Annotated in this window: 16 protein-coding genes; 12 read left to right on the plus strand and 4 right to left on the minus strand. The window is 40.4% G+C overall.

All coding sequences use genetic code 11. From position 1 onward, the window contains the following. The first annotated feature begins 5 nt into the window (after window positions 1–5). Genes ADH51_RS06735 through ADH51_RS06745 form a run of 3 tightly spaced genes read left to right on the plus strand, consistent with a single transcriptional unit; the run spans window position 6 to window position 3,136 of the window. Window positions 6–1,352, plus strand: a complete 1,347-nt coding sequence (locus tag ADH51_RS06735) for a PTS ascorbate transporter subunit IIC (protein WP_048675428.1) — start codon at window positions 6–8, stop codon at window positions 1,350–1,352. Between the two features lie 3 nt (window positions 1,353–1,355). Then, window positions 1,356–2,213 carry a transketolase gene (locus ADH51_RS06740; protein WP_048675430.1) on the plus strand — a complete coding sequence of 286 codons (858 nt, stop codon included), beginning with the start codon at window positions 1,356–1,358 and terminating at the stop codon, window positions 2,211–2,213. Next, window positions 2,210–3,136, plus strand: a complete 927-nt coding sequence (locus ADH51_RS06745) for a transketolase family protein (RefSeq protein ID WP_048675433.1) — start codon at window positions 2,210–2,212, stop codon at window positions 3,134–3,136. The genes ADH51_RS06740 and ADH51_RS06745 overlap by 4 nt, the downstream gene beginning before the upstream one ends. 90 nt (window positions 3,137–3,226) lie before the next feature. Here ADH51_RS06745 and sdaAA read toward each other — a convergent pair whose 3' ends face one another. Next, complete coding sequence (gene sdaAA, locus ADH51_RS06750; RefSeq protein WP_021147208.1) at window positions 3,227–4,096, minus strand: L-serine ammonia-lyase, iron-sulfur-dependent, subunit alpha; 870 nt, start codon at window positions 4,094–4,096, stop codon at window positions 3,227–3,229. A 12-nt stretch (window positions 4,097–4,108) separates the two neighbouring features. Beyond that, entirely contained in the window at window positions 4,109–4,780 is a 672-nt protein-coding gene (gene sdaAB / locus ADH51_RS06755; protein ID WP_002885347.1) for an L-serine ammonia-lyase, iron-sulfur-dependent subunit beta, read from the minus strand. A gap of 275 nt (window positions 4,781–5,055) precedes the next feature. On the opposite strand from sdaAB, the gene ADH51_RS06760 reads away from it, so the two are divergent. From ADH51_RS06760 to ADH51_RS06770, 3 genes are all read left to right on the plus strand, one after another. Next, complete coding sequence (locus ADH51_RS06760; RefSeq protein ID WP_048675436.1) at window positions 5,056–5,751, plus strand: YjjG family noncanonical pyrimidine nucleotidase; 696 nt, start codon at window positions 5,056–5,058, stop codon at window positions 5,749–5,751. Window positions 5,752–5,822: 71 nt separating this feature from the next. Beyond that, window positions 5,823–7,607: an excinuclease ABC subunit UvrC gene (uvrC, locus tag ADH51_RS06765; protein WP_048675438.1), complete on the plus strand. Its 1,785-nt coding sequence runs from the start codon at window positions 5,823–5,825 to the stop codon at window positions 7,605–7,607. Window positions 7,608–7,919: 312 nt separating this feature from the next. Beyond that, window positions 7,920–8,201 (plus strand): protein rep, encoded by a 282-nt coding sequence (locus tag ADH51_RS06770; protein ID WP_002891204.1) that lies wholly within the window; start codon window positions 7,920–7,922, stop codon window positions 8,199–8,201. Here the strand turns inward: ADH51_RS06770 and ADH51_RS06775 are convergent. Together ADH51_RS06775 and ADH51_RS06780 are read right to left on the minus strand one after the other, a co-directional pair. Then, window positions 8,172–8,495 carry a potassium channel family protein gene (locus ADH51_RS06775; RefSeq protein WP_037611796.1) on the minus strand — a complete coding sequence of 108 codons (324 nt, stop codon included), beginning with the start codon at window positions 8,493–8,495 and terminating at the stop codon, window positions 8,172–8,174. The genes ADH51_RS06770 and ADH51_RS06775 overlap by 30 nt on opposite strands. Window positions 8,496–8,745: 250 nt before the next feature. Beyond that, entirely contained in the window at window positions 8,746–10,296 is a 1,551-nt protein-coding gene (locus tag ADH51_RS06780; RefSeq protein ID WP_037611795.1) for a BCCT family transporter, read from the minus strand. A 592-nt stretch (window positions 10,297–10,888) separates the two neighbouring features. Between ADH51_RS06780 and cls (ADH51_RS06785) the strand changes: the two genes are divergently transcribed. The 6 genes from cls (ADH51_RS06785) to dapA all read left to right on the plus strand — a co-directional run bounded on the left by cls (ADH51_RS06785) (window position 10,889) and on the right by dapA (window position 18,077). Next, window positions 10,889–12,439: a cardiolipin synthase gene (cls, locus tag ADH51_RS06785; RefSeq protein WP_175064910.1), complete on the plus strand. Its 1,551-nt coding sequence runs from the start codon at window positions 10,889–10,891 to the stop codon at window positions 12,437–12,439. Window positions 12,440–12,519: 80 nt separating this feature from the next. Then, window positions 12,520–13,035 carry a GNAT family N-acetyltransferase gene (locus ADH51_RS06790; protein WP_048675441.1) on the plus strand — a complete coding sequence of 172 codons (516 nt, stop codon included), beginning with the start codon at window positions 12,520–12,522 and terminating at the stop codon, window positions 13,033–13,035. Between the two features lie 145 nt (window positions 13,036–13,180). Beyond that, window positions 13,181–14,755 carry a cardiolipin synthase gene (gene cls / locus ADH51_RS06795; RefSeq protein WP_048675442.1) on the plus strand — a complete coding sequence of 525 codons (1,575 nt, stop codon included), beginning with the start codon at window positions 13,181–13,183 and terminating at the stop codon, window positions 14,753–14,755. Between the two features lie 15 nt (window positions 14,756–14,770). Next, a complete protein-coding gene (locus ADH51_RS06800; RefSeq protein WP_048675445.1) occupies window positions 14,771–15,424 on the plus strand; it encodes a DNA alkylation repair protein in 654 nt (217 codons plus the stop codon). 295 nt (window positions 15,425–15,719) lie between these two features. After that, window positions 15,720–16,796, plus strand: a complete 1,077-nt coding sequence (locus ADH51_RS06805) for an aspartate-semialdehyde dehydrogenase (RefSeq protein ID WP_003096845.1) — start codon at window positions 15,720–15,722, stop codon at window positions 16,794–16,796. 345 nt (window positions 16,797–17,141) lie between these two features. Next, window positions 17,142–18,077, plus strand: a complete 936-nt coding sequence (gene dapA, locus ADH51_RS06810) for a 4-hydroxy-tetrahydrodipicolinate synthase (protein ID WP_048675447.1) — start codon at window positions 17,142–17,144, stop codon at window positions 18,075–18,077. Window positions 18,078–18,218 lie beyond the last annotated feature (141 nt).

The raw sequence follows: 18,218 nt of genomic DNA on the forward strand, positions 1-18,218 counted from the left end.
TATCAATGATTAAGTTCTTATTAGATATTGTAAGTACACCAGCCATATTGGTGGCTTTGATTGCTATTCTAGGTTTGGTGCTTCAAAAGAAAGCAATACCAGATATTATTAAGGGTGGTATTAAAACGTTTGTAGGTTTTCTAGTTGTATCAGGTGGTGCTGGAATTATTCAAAGTTCTTTGAATCCATTTGGAACAATGTTTGAAAAAGCCTTCCATCTATCTGGTGTTGTACCGAATAATGAAGCGATTGTGGCGGTTGCTTTGACAACTTATGGTTCAGCTACAGCTATGATTATGTTTGCAGGTATGGTCTTCAATATCCTTATTGCTAGATTTACTCGTTTTAAATATATCTTTTTGACAGGTCACCATACATTGTATATGGCATGTATGATTGCTGTAATCCTATCAGTTGCTGGATTTACTAACTTACCATTGATTTTATTGGGTGGTCTAGCTTTAGGTATTATCATGAGTCTATCGCCAGCTTTCGTTCAGAAATACATGGTTCAATTAACTGGTAATGATAAAGTTGCCTTAGGTCACTTTAGTTCATTGGGATATTGGTTAAGTGGATTTGTTGGCGGTCTTGTTGGGGATAAATCAAAATCAGCAGAAGATATTAAATTCCCAAAAAGTTTAGCATTCTTACGTGACAGTACTGTAAGTATTACAATTTCAATGTCAATTATCTATCTAATCGTTGCCATTTTTGCAGGTTCAGGTTACATTGAAAAAGAATTGAGTAGCGGTACTAGTGGTTTAGTTTATGCTCTTCAATTGGCAGGACAATTTGCCGCTGGGGTATTTGTAATTTTAGCCGGTGTTCGTTTAATTTTGGGTGAAATTGTACCCGCCTTTAAAGGAATTTCTGAACGCTTGGTTCCAAATTCTAAACCAGCTCTTGACTGTCCGATTGTTTATCCATACGCTCCAAATGCTGTCTTAATTGGTTTTATCTCTAGTTTCGCTGGTGGTTTGGTAAGTATGGCACTTATGATTGCTACTGGATCTGTTGTTATTTTACCAGGTGTTGTTCCTCATTTCTTCTGTGGAGCAACTGCAGGGGTCATTGGTAATGCCTCAGGTGGTGTTCGTGGAGCAACAATTGGTGCCTTTTTACAAGGTGTTCTGATTAGCTTCTTGCCAGTATTCTTGATGCCGGTTCTTGGTTCTCTTGGATTCCAAGGTTCTACATTCTCAGATGCAGACTTTGGTTTGTCAGGAATTATTCTTGGTGTTCTTAACCAAGTTGGCTCACAAGCTGGTATCATTATTGGTCTTATTGTTGTCCTTGCAGCTATGGTTGGTATTTCTCTCGTACATAAAGCACCTTCTAAGGAGGAATAAGCTATGGCTCTAAGTCCAAAAGAGATACATGAATTAAAGTATTTTGCTACCGAAATTAGATTAAATACACTGGAAACTTTGAATCATTTAGGATTTGGACATTATGGTGGTAGTTTATCTGTCGTGGAAATATTAGCTGTTTTATACGGAAAAGTGATGGACATGACACCAGAGCAATTTAAGAAGAAAGATCGAGATTACTTTATCTTATCTAAAGGACATGCAGGTCCCGCTCTATATAGTACACTTTATTTAAAAGGATTTTTTGATAAAGACTTTCTTCACTCTTTAAATACGAATGGTACACGGCTCCCGTCACATCCAGATAGAAATCTAACTCCAGGAGTTGATATGACGACTGGCTCTTTGGGTCAAGGAATTAGTGTTGCTACTGGAATAGCTTATGGACAAATTATAAATGAATCTCCACATTTTACTTATACAATAGTTGGTGATGGTGAGTTAAACGAGGGCCAATGTTGGGAAGCGATTCAATTTGCAGCACATCATAAATTAAGAAATCTGATCGTATTTGTAGATGATAACAAAAAACAACTTGATGGGACGACAGAGGAGGTCTGCAATCCTGGTGATTTTGTTGAGAAGTTTAAAGCCTTTGGATTTGAGGCACTTGGTGTAGATGGCTCGGATATTAAGGGAATTTACGATACGATTTTTGAATTGCAATCTTCGACCTCTAACCAACCAAAATGTATTGTCCTAGATACTGTGAAAGGACAAGGAGTTCCTGAACTTGAAACTATGACAGCTAATCATCATTTACGCCCTTCAGATGAACAAAGAGCAATGTTAGAAAAAGCAGTGTTTAACTTGCGTAAGCAACTGGAGGATCTGGTATGAAAAGAGAAGCAAAAGAAATGCGTCTAGTGTACAGAGATTTCCTACTTGATGTTAATAAAAGTCATCCGGAAGTTGTTGCATTAGAAGCGGATCTATCGAGTTCAATGGGAACAAATAATTTAGGGAAAGCATTTGGCATGCGATACATTAATGGTGGAATCATGGAATCAGAGATGGTCGGCCTTGCTGCTGGTTTATCTATCCAAGGGTTTAAACCTTATTTCCACACGTTTGGACCATTTGCTTCAAGGAGAGTATTTGACCAGTTGTTTATCTCACTTGGCTATGCTCAATTGAGTGCAACTGTTATTGGATCAGATGCTGGAGTTAGTGCTGAGATGAATGGTGGAACCCATATGCCTTTTGAGGAACTTGGTCTTCTTCGCTTAGTACCTAATGCTACTGTTTTTGAAGTGAGTGATGATGTTCAATTTGAGTCAGTATTGCAACAAACTTTACAATTGAGTGGCTTAAAATATATTAGAACGATTCGGAAAAAACCAGTCCCTCTATATAAGGGAGATGAAGATTTCTCTAAAGGGTATATAGAGCTTAAACGAGGAAACGACCTCACTTTGGTTTGTTCTGGAATAATGGTTGCACCTTGTTTAGAAGTAGCGAATTCTTTGGAAAAAGAAGGTTATTCGGTTGGTGTCATTGATCTCTTTCGTGTTAAACCCATTCATCCTGAAGTGGAAACTTTGCTGTCAGATAAACCAGTACTAACTGTTGAAAACCACAATGTTATAGGTGGTTTAGGTAGTGCAATCTGTGAAATGATGGCGACCAAAGTCAATACACCAGTTTATCGACTTGGTATAAAAGAACGTTTTGGCCAAGTAGGACAACAAGATTATCTTCTTAAGGAATATGGTTTAGATAAAGATAGTATCAGACGAGAAATCCAACAGATTCTATCTTAAGTTTAGACATATCTGAAAAAGGCAAACATCTTTCAGTAGATGTTTGCCTTTTATATGGTTGAATTAGTAATTACGGATGTCGATTGATTCTTACCCAAAAATTTCTTTTGCGAGTGCTTTTCCTTTCGGAGTTGCTGCTAAGCCACCTTCAGCAGTTTCACGGAAGGCAGTTGGCATAGCTGAACCAACCTGATACATAGCATCAACGACCTGGTCGACTGGAATGGCTGATGTGATGCCTGCCAAGGCCATGTCAGCAGCTACTAGGGCAAAGCTTGCCCCCATAGCATTACGTTTGACACATGGGACCTCAACCAATCCGGCTACAGGGTCGCAAATGAGTCCCAACATATTCTTAAGCACAAAGCAGATGGCCTGGCTGGCTTGGAAAGGTGTTCCACCAGCAGCCATTGTAATAGCGGCAGCAGCCATAGCAGAGGCGGAACCGACTTCAGCTTGGCAGCCTCCCTCGGCACCAGATATCGAGGCATTATTTGCGATGACTAAGCCAAATGCACCAGCAGTAAAGAGAAAATCCAATTGTTGTGATTCGGTTAAGCCCAGTTTTTCGATAGCAGTTGTAAGAACAGCAGGTAGACAACCAGCTGATCCAGCAGTTGGTGTGGCACAAACCAAGCCCATCTTGGCGTTAGATTCATTGACTGCCATGGCATTTCTAGCAGCACCTAAGACGGCAGAATCAGCCAAGGTCTTTCCATTTTTGATATAGGCATCCAGTTTGGCAGCGTCTCCCCCGGTTAAGCCAGTTGGTGATTTCTCAGGAGACAAACCAGCCTGAACAGACTCCTTCATCACTTCAAGATTTCGAGCCATCAGAGCTAGGATTTCAGGACGTTCCCGTCCAGTTAGCTCTGTCTCTGTAGCAATCATGAGTTTGGCGATATTACCTTGGTAATCTCGGTCAGCTTGTTGAACTAATTCTTCAATAGTGTAAAACATGCAATCCCCCTCTTAGCTGAAAAAGTTGACATTATGTAGATGAGGAATTCTAGCGATTTCAGTGACGGCCTCATCACACTGGTGCGAGTCAATTTCGATAATCATAATGGCCTTTTCACCGGCGTTTTCCCGAGTAACAGTCATTTGGGCGATATTGATGCCATAACGCGACAAAATATCTGTGACAAGGGCAATCATTCCTGGAACGTCTTGGTGGACAATGATGAGAGTCGGTGTATTCATCTTGAGATTGACCGCAAAACCATTGAGTTCAGTTACTTGGATATTTCCTCCACCGATAGAAACGCCTGTGGCAGAAATGGTTTTTGTAGCATTTTTTAAGGTGATACGAGTCGTATTGGGGTGTGGCGCATTACTATCCTTGTTAATTTTCCAGTAGACCTTAATGCCTTTTTCGTATGCGATATCCAGAGCGCGTGGGATGTCAGGGTCGTCCGTTTCCATACCTAAAATACCAGCTACTAGAGCCACATCAGTCCCGTGACCTCGATAGGTTTTGGCAAAGGAATTAAAAAGTTGAAATTCTACCTCAGTCGGTGTCTCACCAAAGATGGCAGAAACAATCTTGCCAATACGAACAGCTCCTGCAGTATGACTAGAGGAAGGCCCGACCATGACAGGTCCGATGATGTCAAAAACGGATTGAAATTTTAAATTTTTCATAACACGCCTCGTTTGATTAATCTTGTATTTTCAGTATACCACGAATTAAAGAGATTCGCTGTTTAAGTAAAAATCTATAGAATCAAAAAAATAAGCTACTTTAAGCTTTCTTTAAGGTTCAATGGATATAATAGCAGTCTATTAAGTAAGCAATACTTATTTTTCATAAATCTGAGAGGGTGGCCTGCGGGTCGCCCTTTTGTGTTTCTTTGTTTATATATAGCTGGATTGTGGTAAAATAGAGCCTAAAGATTTCCAGTTAGAAAGGATATACCATGACCTACACGCATTTACTTTTCGACCTTGACCACACCCTCCTAGATTTTGACCGTGCTGAAGATTTGGCTTTGACCTACCTTCTTGAAGGGGCTGGGGTGGCTTCACGAGATCTTAAAGTTTACAAGGATCACTATATCCCCATGAATCGTTCCATGTGGGAAGATCTCAATCATGGTTTAATCACTAAGCCGGAATTGCTTCGCACTCGCTTTTCTCGTCTTTTTGAGCATTTTGGACAGGAGGTTGATGGCAGACACTTAGCTGGCCGTTACCAGCATTTCTTGAGCCAACAGGGGCAGGAGTTGCCTCAGGCCCATGCTTTCTTATCGAACGTTAAAAATCGCGGACACAAGATTTATGCAGCAACTAATGGTGTTAGCTACATCCAACGTGGTCGTCTGCAAGCCTCAAGCATCTTGCCTTTCTTCGACGATATTTTCATTTCAGATGAAGTGGGTGCCCACAAACCGTCTACGGACTTTTTTGAAAAAATTGCGGATCAGGTGAATGACTTTCATCCCGATTCGGCCCTCATGATTGGTGATAGTCTAACTGCTGATATTCAAGGTGGTAATAATGCAGGAATTGACAGCATTTGGTTTAATCCAAAAGGTTTGGTTAATGAGACTCCAGCTGTTCCAACCTATCAAGTCAAAAACTACCAAGAAATTTTGACGATTTTGAGCAAATAGACCTCTTTTCAAATTGTATTTACCCATGACTATTAAGAGCTTTTCAGCTCTTTTTTTGCTACAATGAAAGCATGAATAATCTGATTAAACATAAGCTGGAATTGCTCCCAAACAACCCGGGGTGCTATCTCCACAAGGACAAATTCGGCAATATTATCTATGTCGGTAAGGCTAAAAATCTAAAAAATCGTGTGCGTAGCTATTTTCGTGGAAGTCATGATACTAAGACGGAGCTTTTGGTATCTGAGATTGCAGACTTTGAATTTATCGTAACCGAGTCCAATATTGAGGCCCTGCTTTTGGAAATTAATCTTATCCAAGAGAATATGCCTAAATTCAACATCCGCCTCAAGGATGACAAGTCTTATCCATTTATCAAGATTACTAAGGAGCTCTATCCAAGGCTCTTGATTACCCGCCAGGTTAAGAAGGATGGCGGTCTCTATTTTGGTCCTTACCCAGACTCTGGTGCGGCCAATGAAATCAAGAAGCTTTTGGACCGTATTTTCCCCTTTAAGAAATGTAAAAATCCGGCCAATAAGGTCTGTTTCTATTACCATATTGGCCAATGTAATGCCCACACCATCTGTCACACCACTGAGGACTATTGGCAAGGTTTGGTTGAGGATGTCAAGAATTTCCTAAACGGTCATGATGATAAAATCGTTAATCAGCTTAAGGCCAAGATGAAGGATATGTCTGACCAGATGGAGTTTGAGCGTGCTGCGGAGTATCGTGATTTGATTGAGGCAGTATCGACGCTGAGGACCAAGCAAAGGGTTATCCGTCAGGACATGCAGGACCGTGATATCTTCGGTTACTACGTGGACAAGGGTTGGATGTGTGTTCAGGTTTTCTTTGTTCGCCAAGGAAAACTCATTCAGCGTGATGTCAATATGTTCCCTTATTATAATGATGCTGAGGAAGATTTTCTAACCTATATGGGTCAGTTTTATCTGGATAGTCGTCATCTCAAGCCTAAGGAGATTTTCATTCCAGGAGACATTGATCAAGAGTCTGTCGAAGCTCTAGTTGGAGATGAGGTCAAGGTCTTTAAACCTCAACGTGGCGAGAAGAAGCAGTTGGTTAATCTGGCGACGAAAAATGCCCGTGTCAGTCTGACTCAAAAATTTGATCTTCTTGAAAAAGATATAGCCAAGACCCAAGGAGCCATTGAAAATCTAGGCAAACTCATGGGAATTCCGACACCGGTTCGCATCGAGTCCTTCGATAACTCTAACATCATGGGAACGAGCCCTGTATCCGCCATGGTCGTCTTTGAGAATGGAAAACCCAATAAAAAAGAGTACCGCAAATACAAGATTAAGACGGTTGAAGGGCCTGACGATTATGCCAGCATGCGTGAGGTCATTCGTCGACGTTATAGTCGTGTCAAACGCGATGGGCTAACACCACCAGATCTTATTATCATGGATGGTGGTCAAGGACAGGTCAATGTGGCCAAGGATGTCCTACGCAATGAATTGAATCTTTCTATCCCAGTTGCGGGGCTTCAGAAAAATGACAAGCACCAAACCAACGAATTGCTCTTTGGGGACCCCTTGCAGGTCATTGATTTGCCACGGCAATCCGAGGAATTTTTCCTTCTTCACCGTATCCAAGATGAAGTTCACCGTTTTGCTATCACCTTCCACCGTCAAGTTCGTAGTAAAAATAGTTTCAGCTCCAAACTTGATGGCGTGGAGGGCCTTGGACCTAAGCGCAAACAAAAACTTCTCAAACACTTCAAGTCTATGACAGCTATCCAAAAAGCTACTGTTGAGGACATCCAAGCACTTGGCATTCCAGAAAAAGTAGCAGAGGCTCTGTTAGATAAATTAAATGATAACAATTAAGTTAGACTTTTCAAGTAACTCAGAAAAACTTGGTAGGGTGATTGATAATTCAATGATTTCCTAGGAATTCTATTTCTTGAGAGTGGGACAGAAATCGGTAATTCGTTAGAATTCGATTTCGTCGTCCCACCTCCGCACAGTTGAGTAGGGCTATAACAGCTGATGAAATCAGCGTAGTAGAGCCCACTCAACCACTGCGTCTTGCTCGACAATCCAAAAACAATAAAGAGGCTAGGACTTTTGTCCCAGCCTCATAATTTTGAGAAATATTAGTAAAATCCATTTGATGTCGAGAAAGAGAATGACAAACAAGTGATTGTCTTGCCTGAAGAGACGAAGGAACGGATAACGGGTGATTTGTTTGAGGGACTTTATCGGAAACGACAGATTGGATTTGGAAAACTCTTCAAGACTATCAAGAAAGAATTAGACTTAGATGATGTCGAAGATGGTAATCTTGTTCAGACTGGAGAGGATAGTCAAGAAGTATCGCGAGGTCAGGAAATTGTAGCCGTTTGGAATTGGCAGAGAAAGAATTATTTTTTACAGTTACTAAGAAATATGTTAGTCAGTTTTATTATTAGGTGTATTTAATTTGCTGTAGTAATTGACAATTACGGCTGATAAGCATCCAAAAAAAATAAGTCCATATACAGTTAAAAAGACGCTAGTAATACGTCCGATTAGAGTAGTAGCTAGTATATCTCCGTAACCTACTGTTGTTGATGTGACAAAAGCATACCATAGTCCATCCCAGTAATTACTTATTTGAGGTTCAACTAATAAAAGTATTCCTCCTGAAATAAAAATAAAACTTACAAAACTTGTCAAAAATTGATTAAAACCTGTAACTTTTATAATATGAAATAGAGTATTTAAACGTTTCATTTGGTTCTCCTTTGTTATAGTGTTAATGAAAATTATAGCATACAAAAAGTGTCTAAATATGTATTTTAGAAACTTTTTATATTAATTTTTATTATGTTTTCTTGATAGTAAGCCTCTATCGTTACAAGCTCGTTTGTGGTAAGATGAGTATAGGTCATTTATCTTAGTTCCTTTCAGACAAATGTGGTGTTTATCTGAGCCTAACATAGATGGCTTTTTCTGTCTAGCTTAATTTTACAAATTGGGTTATTTATTCTTCATAAGATTTGAAGGGTTGATCTTTTTTAGGGTATCGTGTCGGTGTGATTGACAGTCCCATCTTGTCTTTTTCGTGTAGCAATTCAATGACTAGGGAAACCATAATCAGTACCATGATGAGTGAAAATGGAAAGGCTACGATAATCAGCGTATTTTGCAAGGCTACTAAGCCCCCTGAAAGAAGTAAGACGATGGCAATAGTCGCAAGGAGTACGCCCCAGAAGATTTTAAGGTTATTCTTTGGTTTGAGATTCCCATCATCAGAGAGCATAGCTAGCACATAGGTCGCAGAGTCTGCTGACGTGATAAAGAAGGTAATGATCAGGATGATGGCAACAACGGAGGCAATAAAACCAAATGGCAGTTGACTGAAGGTTGCAAACAAGGTCTGCTCACTTGGAAACTGTGTTAAATCTACATTTCCAAGTGATTGAACATGCGTTGAAAGTGTTCCAAAGGTAGAAAACCATAAAAAGCTTAATACAGTCGGTGCTAATAAGACGATGGATAGAAATTGTCTGATACTACGTCCTTTAGAAATTCTGGCAATAAAAACTCCCACGAATGGTGACCAAGAAATCCACCAAGCCCAATAGAAAATCGTCCAAGTATTGATCCAGTCACGATTGTATTGACCAAAGGAACCAGCACTGAAACTCATACGGAAGAAATTGGAAATATACAGTCCGATACTATCGGTCAAGGTATTAAAAATCTGGACTGTGGGACCGATGATTATGGTGATGGCGAGTAGTCCAATCGCTAAAATAAGATTGGTGTTTGATAAGATTTTTACCCCTTTTCCAAGACCAGAAAGGGCTGAAATGGTAAAGAGGATGGTTGTGATAATGATGATAATAACTTGCACAAGGGCATTGTTTGGAATACCAAAGAGGTAGTTGAGTCCCCCATTGATTTGGGCTGCCCCAAAACCAAGAGTGGTTGCCACCCCGATAACAGTAGCGACCACTGTAATCGTATCTACGATCTTACCAAGGATACCGTTTGTTTTTTTACCAAACAAGGGCTTTAAGGTAACCGATAAAAGATATTTCTCTTTTTTTCGGAAACCAAAGTAGGCGAGGGCCAGGGCGATTAAAGCATATATTGCCCAGGCATGGATGCCCCAGTGAAAGAAAGTGTAACGGAAAGCATCGGCTAAGGCTTCCTGCGACCCTGGGGTAGCTCGTACCGTTGAAATGGCATAATGGGATAAGGGCTCTGCGGCACCGTAGAAGACAAGGCCGATTCCCATTCCAGCAGAAAATATCATGGCAATCCAAGAGATAGTAGAGTGTTCAGGCACCGAATTGGGTTCCCCCAGTTTGATTTGCCCAACGGGACTAACCAGGAAAAAGCCACAAAGTAGAACGATTGACGTGACCAGTAATAAGTAAAACCAGCCAAGTTTATCTGAAATAACTTCCCTTAGTTGTTCTGACCAAACTTGGTAGCCGTCAGGCATAACAATACCAAGAAGGACGAGGATAGCCAGTAGCACAAAAGAGGTTTTTAAGACCGGCGTTAAATTTTTAGTTGACATAAAGTCTCCTTTCATTCTCTACCATTATATCAAAAATGATAAAAACTTAAAAATGAGGGGAGATTAGATAACACCCAGCTAGTTATAATTTTTAGTTGATTAACTAGAGACGTTTAAGAACCTAAATTGTCAAATTAAGTTAGACTTTTCAAGTAACTCAGAAAAACTTGGTAGGGTGATTGATAATTCAATGATTTCCTAGGAATTCTATTTCTTGAGAGTGGGACAGAAATCGGTAATTCGTTAGAATTCGATTTCGTCGTCCCACCTCCGCACAGTTGAGTAGGGCTGTAAAAGCTGATGAAATCAGTGTAGTAGAGCCCACTCAACCACTGCGTCTTTCTCGACAATCCAAAGACAAATTGAGAGGCTAGGACTTTTGTCCCAGCCTCATAATTTTGAGAAACATTCGTAAAATCCATTTGTTTCGGTAATCCATTTCGTCCTATATGTTAGTTCTTTTCAGATAAATGTGGTGTTTATCTGAGCCTAACATAGATGGCTTTTTCTGTCTAGCTTAATTTTACAAATTGGGTTATAATAAGATTAACAAAAAAAGAAAAGGAGTCATGCTATCAAAAACGAAACTAAAATTGAACGTCTTTATGATAAGAGTCGTCGCGGCTTTCTTCGTGGAATCTTTAGTCGTGCTACGATTATCTTCTTAATCATCTTACTGCAGCTTGTTGTTGTGGCCATGTCTTACTTATGGTTGCAACAATATAGGGTCCATCTTCAGGTGACAGAAGTAGTCCTTCGTATTTTGGCCATTATTTATCTCTTCCAGAGTGATATGGAATCAACAGCCGTCAATACTTGGCTCCTGCTTGTATTGCCTTTTCCTATTATCGGAACCTTGCTCTTGGCTTATACGAAACTTGATCTAGGTTACACAGGGATGAAGCGTGCTATTCAGAGCAATATTGACCGCAGTTCTGGTATTTTGAAACAAGATGATCAGGCCCTCGAAGAGCTTAAACAGCGTCACACAAGTAACTATAACTTGGTCCAATATCTCGAAAATGTGAATGGGCATTTTCCGGTATATCGTCACACGAAGACAACCTATTTCCCAAGTGGGGAAGCTAAGTTTGAGGAAATGAAGAAACAGCTCCTTAAAGCAGAGAAGTACATTTTCTTGGAATATTTCATCATTGGTGAAGGTGAAATGTGGGGTGAAATCCTAGCAATCTTGAAACAGAAGGTTCAAGAAGGGGTGGAAGTTCGAGTTCTGTATGACGGTATGAATGAATTTTCAACCTTAAGTTTCGACTATAAGAAACGTTTGCAAAATATAGGCATTCAATCTCGTGTTTTTGCCTCAGTGACGCCTTTCTTGTCTACCTATTATAATTATCGTGACCATAGAAAAATCTTGCTGATTGATGGTAAGGTTGCTTTTACAGGCGGGATTAATTTAGCTGACGAGTATATTAACAAGATTGAGCGTTTCGGTCATTGGAAAGATACTGCACTCATGCTGGAGGGGCCAGCGGTTGATACTTTCTTAGTCCTCTTTCTTCAGATGTGGACCTACTCTCATGAACTGCTAGATGTGACATCCTATATGGTTGAACATGAGGGCTTTGACACTCCTGGTTTTGTCGTACCTTACGGGGACAATCCACTTGATAAGGATAAGGTCGGTGAAAATGTCTATATTGATATTCTTAACCATGCTCGTGATTTTGTTCATATCATGACCCCTTATCTTATTTTAGATGGTGAGTTACTGCATGCTTTGAAATTTGCGGCTGAGCGTGGGGTAGACGTCAGTATCATTATGCCTGGCATTCCTGATAAAAAGTCAGTTTACTACCTAGCTAAGACTTACTACCCAACACTTTTGGCATCCGGAGTTAAAATCTACGAGTACACACCTGGATTTATTCATGCCAAGGTCTTTGTAAGTGATAATAGTAGGGCTGTTGTAGGAACCATTAATTTAGATTACCGAAGTCTATACCATCATTTTGAGTGTGCGACCTATCTCTATAGGACTGACTCGGTACTAGAAATTGAAGAAGATTTTCAAGCGACAAAAGCTAAGTGTCACCGAGTCAGCACGACTGATGTTAAAAATCTTCCATTCCATCAAAAGGCCCTAGGTTTATTGATCAAACTAGTTGCACCATTGATGTAATATCACTATCTGTAAGAAGAGGGTTGAGCCCTCTTTTTTTATAGTTTAAAATAAAGATAATGAAGTCGGAGGAGAAAATGATGTTAACCATTCGTCTAGCCAACTTGACTGATGCACAAGCTATTCAGGCAATCTATGCCCCCTATGTTGAAAAGACCGCCATTACTTTTGAATATGAGGTTCCCAGTGTTCAAGTGTTTGAAAAACGCATCAGCAATACGATTGAAAAATACCCCTATTTAGTAGCAGAAGAGGATGGACAAGTTCTCGGTTATGCTTATGCCTCAACCTACTATGCTCGAACAGCCTATGATTGGACGACAGAATTGTCTATCTATTTGCATGAAGATGCGCGTGGTCGAGGTTTGGGGAGCCAGCTCTATGATGCTCTCGAAGAGGAACTTGAAAAACGAGGCTTTTTGCGATTCTTAGCCTGTATTGCTGTTCCGAACGAGGCTAGCATTGCCATGCATGAAAAACGTGGTTATGTCCAAGTGGCTCATTTCCCAAAAGTTGGTTACAAGTTTGATCGATGGCACGATATTGTCTGGATGCAAAAGACCTTAGATGGTCCTGTCAGAAAAATAGAAAAATAAGCTATTAGATTATCAGTAATACTGGTTAATTGCTCAGGTCATTTACTCAGGTCATTTACCTATGGTAGAATGTCACTAAGACTAAATAAATCACCGAAAGAGGTCGGAATGCAAGGCCAATCTTTTTCATCCTAAAGGAGCCTATATGTCCCAAGAAACAAGTACCCGACTATTGCCTCAGAAACCTTCTAAATGGGAAAAAATCCTGCTTAATCGCACGGTACCCATTTCCCTTTTTTTCATTCTTGAACTTACCTTCCTAATCTTTTCTTATGTCAGTCTGAAAGAGCATTTCCCATCCATTATTTTATGGGAACACTTATTGAGTGTCTTTGCCTTCTTTTATTTACTCAATCGTTCCATGGACTCCCGTTCCAAACTGTCTTGGATGATAATCATTTCCCTCTTCCCAATTTTTGGGACAGCTCTGCTCTATTTTTCTTTTGCTGATTTTGGTGTCAGGCGTTTGAAAAAGCGTCTTGTAGAAGCAACAGTTCAGGCTTCAGGCTATTTAGCTACCGATCCAGAGGTTGAGGACTATCTATTCCATAGCGATAGGCAACTTCGAAGACTGGCTTATTTTTTAAGACAGAGTCCTGCTCATTTTCCTATTTACAGTGACACAGTCCTCACCTATTTCCCACTTGGAGACGACATGCTCCCAGCCTTGTTGGAGGATTTGAAAAAGGCAGAGCGTTATATCTTCATGGAGTATTTCATCATTGATGAAGGCGTCATGTGGGGAGAGATATTAGCCATCCTGGAGGAGAAGGCTAAGGCAGGTCTTGACGTTCGTGTTATGTTTGATGGGATGAATGAGATGACCACCTTGTCTTATGATTATATCGAGAGGCTACACAAGGTCGGTATTAAAGCTCAGGCCTTCTCACCAATCAAACCAATTTTATCGACTTATTACAATTACCGAGACCACCGAAAAATGACAATAATTGATGGTCAAGTTGCTTATACGGGTGGCGTTAATATTGCTGATGAGTATGTCAATAAACGAGAGCGTTTTGGTCATTGGAAAGATACTGCACTTCGCTTGGATGGTTCTGCGGTTCAAACTCTCAAAGCTCTCTTTCTCACTATGTGGTCAGTGACTGGAGTAGAAGACAAAGCTGATATGGATCGCTATTTACAAGAAAAGCCACAAAAAAGAGAGAGTCAGGGCTTGGTTCTCCCGTATGCTAATTCGCCATTGACTTATCACAAAGTCGCAGAGAGTGTTTACCTACATCTTCTAAATACATCCACTGAATATGTTTATATTATGACACCTTATCTGATTTTAGACGACGAACTCGTAAGAGCCATGACATTTGCGGCCAGACGAGGAGTAGATGTACGTATCATTATGCCAGGAATTCCTGATAAACAGTATGCCTTTGATATTGCGACGACTTATTTTAAGGTCTTGTTAGATGCTGGCGTCCGTATTTTCCGCTATACGCCAGGTTTTGTCCATGCTAAAGTTTATCTTTCTGATGCCAAACAAGCTGTTGTAGGGACTATTAACACAGACTACCGTAGTCTCTATCAAAATTTTGAAAATGGAGTTTATCTCTATAATAATCTAGAAGTGCTTAACATTGAACAAGATTTTGAGAACACCCAAGCGCTTTCAGAGGAAGTCACTTTGGAAAGTTTGTCTAAAATGCCTCTAGTTCATCGTTTGAATGGTTATCTCTTATCTTTAATTGGACCTTTGATGTAATTTAGGTGTACTCATATGGATGCAAAAATACTTTTGAAACTGTTAGAAGACCAAGCTGATCCAGCTAAGGTACCACACATGGAAGCCTATATGAAAAATAAATTCAGCTTTCTTGGCGTTCAAAAAACAATTCTCAAAAAAATTGAAAGAGAGTATTTTAAGCCTTTCATAAAGGATCCAATTGATTGGACTTTTGTGGAAGAGTGTTGGCAGCAACCCTACCGTGAGTTTCAATATATTGCTATGGATTATCTGGACAAAAAGAAGAAGGAGCTTAGGCCTGAAGATTTTCCAAAGCTAAAGGAATTGGCTCAAACCAAATCATGGTGGGACAGTATAGATCAATTAGACCTTATTATCGGGGAGATTACTTTTCAATATCCAGAAACCAAGAATATCATGCGCCAATGGAGTCTGGATGAGGATTTTTGGTTGAGACGTATTGCCATTGACCATCAGCTTATGCGTAAAGAATGGACAGATACAGACCTCTTAGCTGAGGTTATTTGTAATAACTTTGGACAGACTGAGTTTTTCATTAACAAGGCTATTGGTTGGAGTTTGCGCAATTACTCAAAGGTAAATCCTGATTGGGTTCGTGTCTTTATTGGTCAACATGCTAGTCAAATGGCACCTCTTAGCATTAGGGAAGCAAGTAAGTATTTGTAGAAATCAACCACTTGACTCTGTCGCCCATTGTGCTAGAATAGAAACATGCGATGAGTCGATTGGCTCTTTAGAGCCTTTTGCGCTGAGGAGGTCTACATTAAATTGTAACGCAGGAGCGGACCTTGAGTAGTTGTGTGAACCTGCTACTCTCATCGAAAGATGCCTCTTATCCCTTGCCGTTTGGTAGGGGATTTTTCTTTATTCTTGGCTTTTTTACCCTTTTCAACTGGACTTAAACGTAGTATAATAGACTCATTAAACTAAATTGATAGAAAATTCCGAAAGAGGTTTAACTATGGGATACACAGTTGCTGTTGTCGGTGCTACAGGTGCCGTCGGTGCTCAAATGATCAAAATGTTGGAAGAATCAACACTTCCAATTGATAAGATTCGCTACCTTGCGTCTGCACGTTCTGCAGGGAAAGTCTTGCAATTTAAAGGTCAAGACGTGACCATCGAAGAAACGACAGAGGACGCTTTTGAAGGTGTTGATATTGCACTTTTCTCAGCTGGTGGATCTACCTCTGCTAAATATGCACCATACGCTGTTAAAGCAGGTGCAGTAGTCGTTGATAATACATCATACTTCCGTCAAAACCCAGATGTACCATTGGTTGTACCTGAGGTCAATGCACATGCGCTTGATGCTCACAACGGTATTATCGCTTGCCCTAACTGTTCAACGATTCAAATGATGGTTGCCCTTGAGCCAGTTCGTCAAAAATGGGGCTTGGACCGTATCATCGTGTCAACTTACCAAGCCGTATCAGGTGCTGGTATGGGAGCAATCCTTGAAACACAACGTGAGTTGAAAGAAGTTTTGAATGACGGCGTTAACCCACGTGATGTTAAAGCTGAAATCTTGCCATGTGGTGGCGATAAGAAACACTTCCCAATCGCCTTCAATGCTTTGGCTCAAATCGACGTCTTCACTGAAAATGACTACACTTACGAAGAAATGAAGATGACAAACGAAACTAAGAAAATCATGGAAGACGATAGCATTGCCGTATCAGCAACATGTGTACGTATTCCAGTCTTGTCAGCTCACTCAGAGTCAGTTTACATTGAAACAAAAGAAGTGGCACCAATTGACGAAGTGAAAGCTGCTATTGCAGAATTCCCAGGTGCAGTCCTTGAAGACGACGTTGCTAACCAAGTCTACCCACAAGCCGTTAATGCTGTAGGTTCACGTGATACATTTGTCGGACGTATCCGTAAAGACTTGGATGCTGAAAAAGGTATCCACATGTGGGTTGTTTCAGATAACCTCCTTAAAGGTGCCGCTTGGAACTCAGTACAAATCGCAGAAACACTTCACGAACGTGGACTTGTACGCCCAACATCAGAATTGAAATTTGAATTGAAATAGGGAGCAAAACAGAAATCAGTAACTCGAAGAGTTTGATTTCTCCTTCGCTTTTATACTCCCCCCGCACAGTTGATTAGGAAGTACGAATGTTGAAAACATGAGTAGTTCCAATCAACCACTGCGTCATGGCTTAGGAAATAGCAAGGTTTTAGTATTGTATTTTAATACTAACGTATAGCTTATTTCAATTAAACAGGGAGATATGTCTCTCTGTTTTTTATGTGAATCACCAAAAATTGGAAACAATGTGACATCACGTTTTCAGAAAATTGTCAACTTATCTGTCTGTCTGGTCAAAATTATGGTAAAATGGTAAGGATTAGAAAACGGTTGAAGGAGAATACTATGTCAATTGATCAATTAAGAGATGTCAAACTGATCACAGCCCTAATTACACCTTTCCATGAGGATGGATCTATTAACTATGATGTTCTTCCAGAATTGATTGAGCATCTATTGGCTCACCATACAGAAGCTCTTCTTTTGGCAGGAACAACGGCTGAAAGTCCAACGCTTACTCACGATGAGGAGTTGGAACTTTTTGCAGCTGTTCAAAATATTGTCAATGGTCGTGTGCCACTGATTGCTGGTGTCGGTACCAACGATACGCGTGACTCTATCGAGTTTGCCAAAGAAGTTGCTAAATTTGGTGGTTTCGCAGCAGGTCTTGCTATCGTGCCATACTACAACAAGCCATCACAAGAGGGTATGTACCAACATTTCAAAGCCATTGCGGATGCTTCTGATTTGCCAATTATCATCTACAACATCCCTGGTCGTGTGGTTGTTGAAATGGCTCCTGATACCATGCTTCGTTTGGCTGAACATCCAAATATCATTGGTGTTAAAGAATGTACCAGCCTTGCTAATATGGCCTACCTTATCGAGCACAAACCTGAAGATTTCTTGGTTTATACCGGTGAAGATGGGGATGCCTTCCACGCTATGAACCTTGGTGCTAACGGTGTCATCTCAGTAGCCTCTCATACAAACGGTGATGAGATGCATGCCATGCTTGAAGCTATTGAAAATAGTGACCTCAAGACAGCAGCAGCTATCCAACGTAAATTCATTCCTAAAGTTAACGCTCTCTTCTCAGTACCAAGCCCTGCACCTGTTAAGGCTGTTCTTAACCATCTTGGTTTCGAAGTTGGACCACTTCGTTTGCCATTGGTTGCATGTACTTCAGAAGAAGCCAAGCGTATCATCAAGGTTGTCCTTGAAGAAGATGTCGAAGCAACACGTGAGACAGTTACAGGTGTTGTTCGTCCAGATTATTAAGAAAATGAAGTTGAGCAGCTTGCTCAGCTTTTTTTAGTCGAATAGGTTAAATCTCACAAAAATCAGGGATATAGGCTCTAAAAGCAGTTTTCTATCATGAAAATTTGCTTTTTTTGATATAATTAGAGTTAGTGTGCTTAA

The organism is Streptococcus sp. 449_SSPC (genome assembly GCF_001073005.1).
GTDB classification, from domain to species: Bacteria; Bacillota; Bacilli; order Lactobacillales; family Streptococcaceae; genus Streptococcus; species Streptococcus salivarius_F.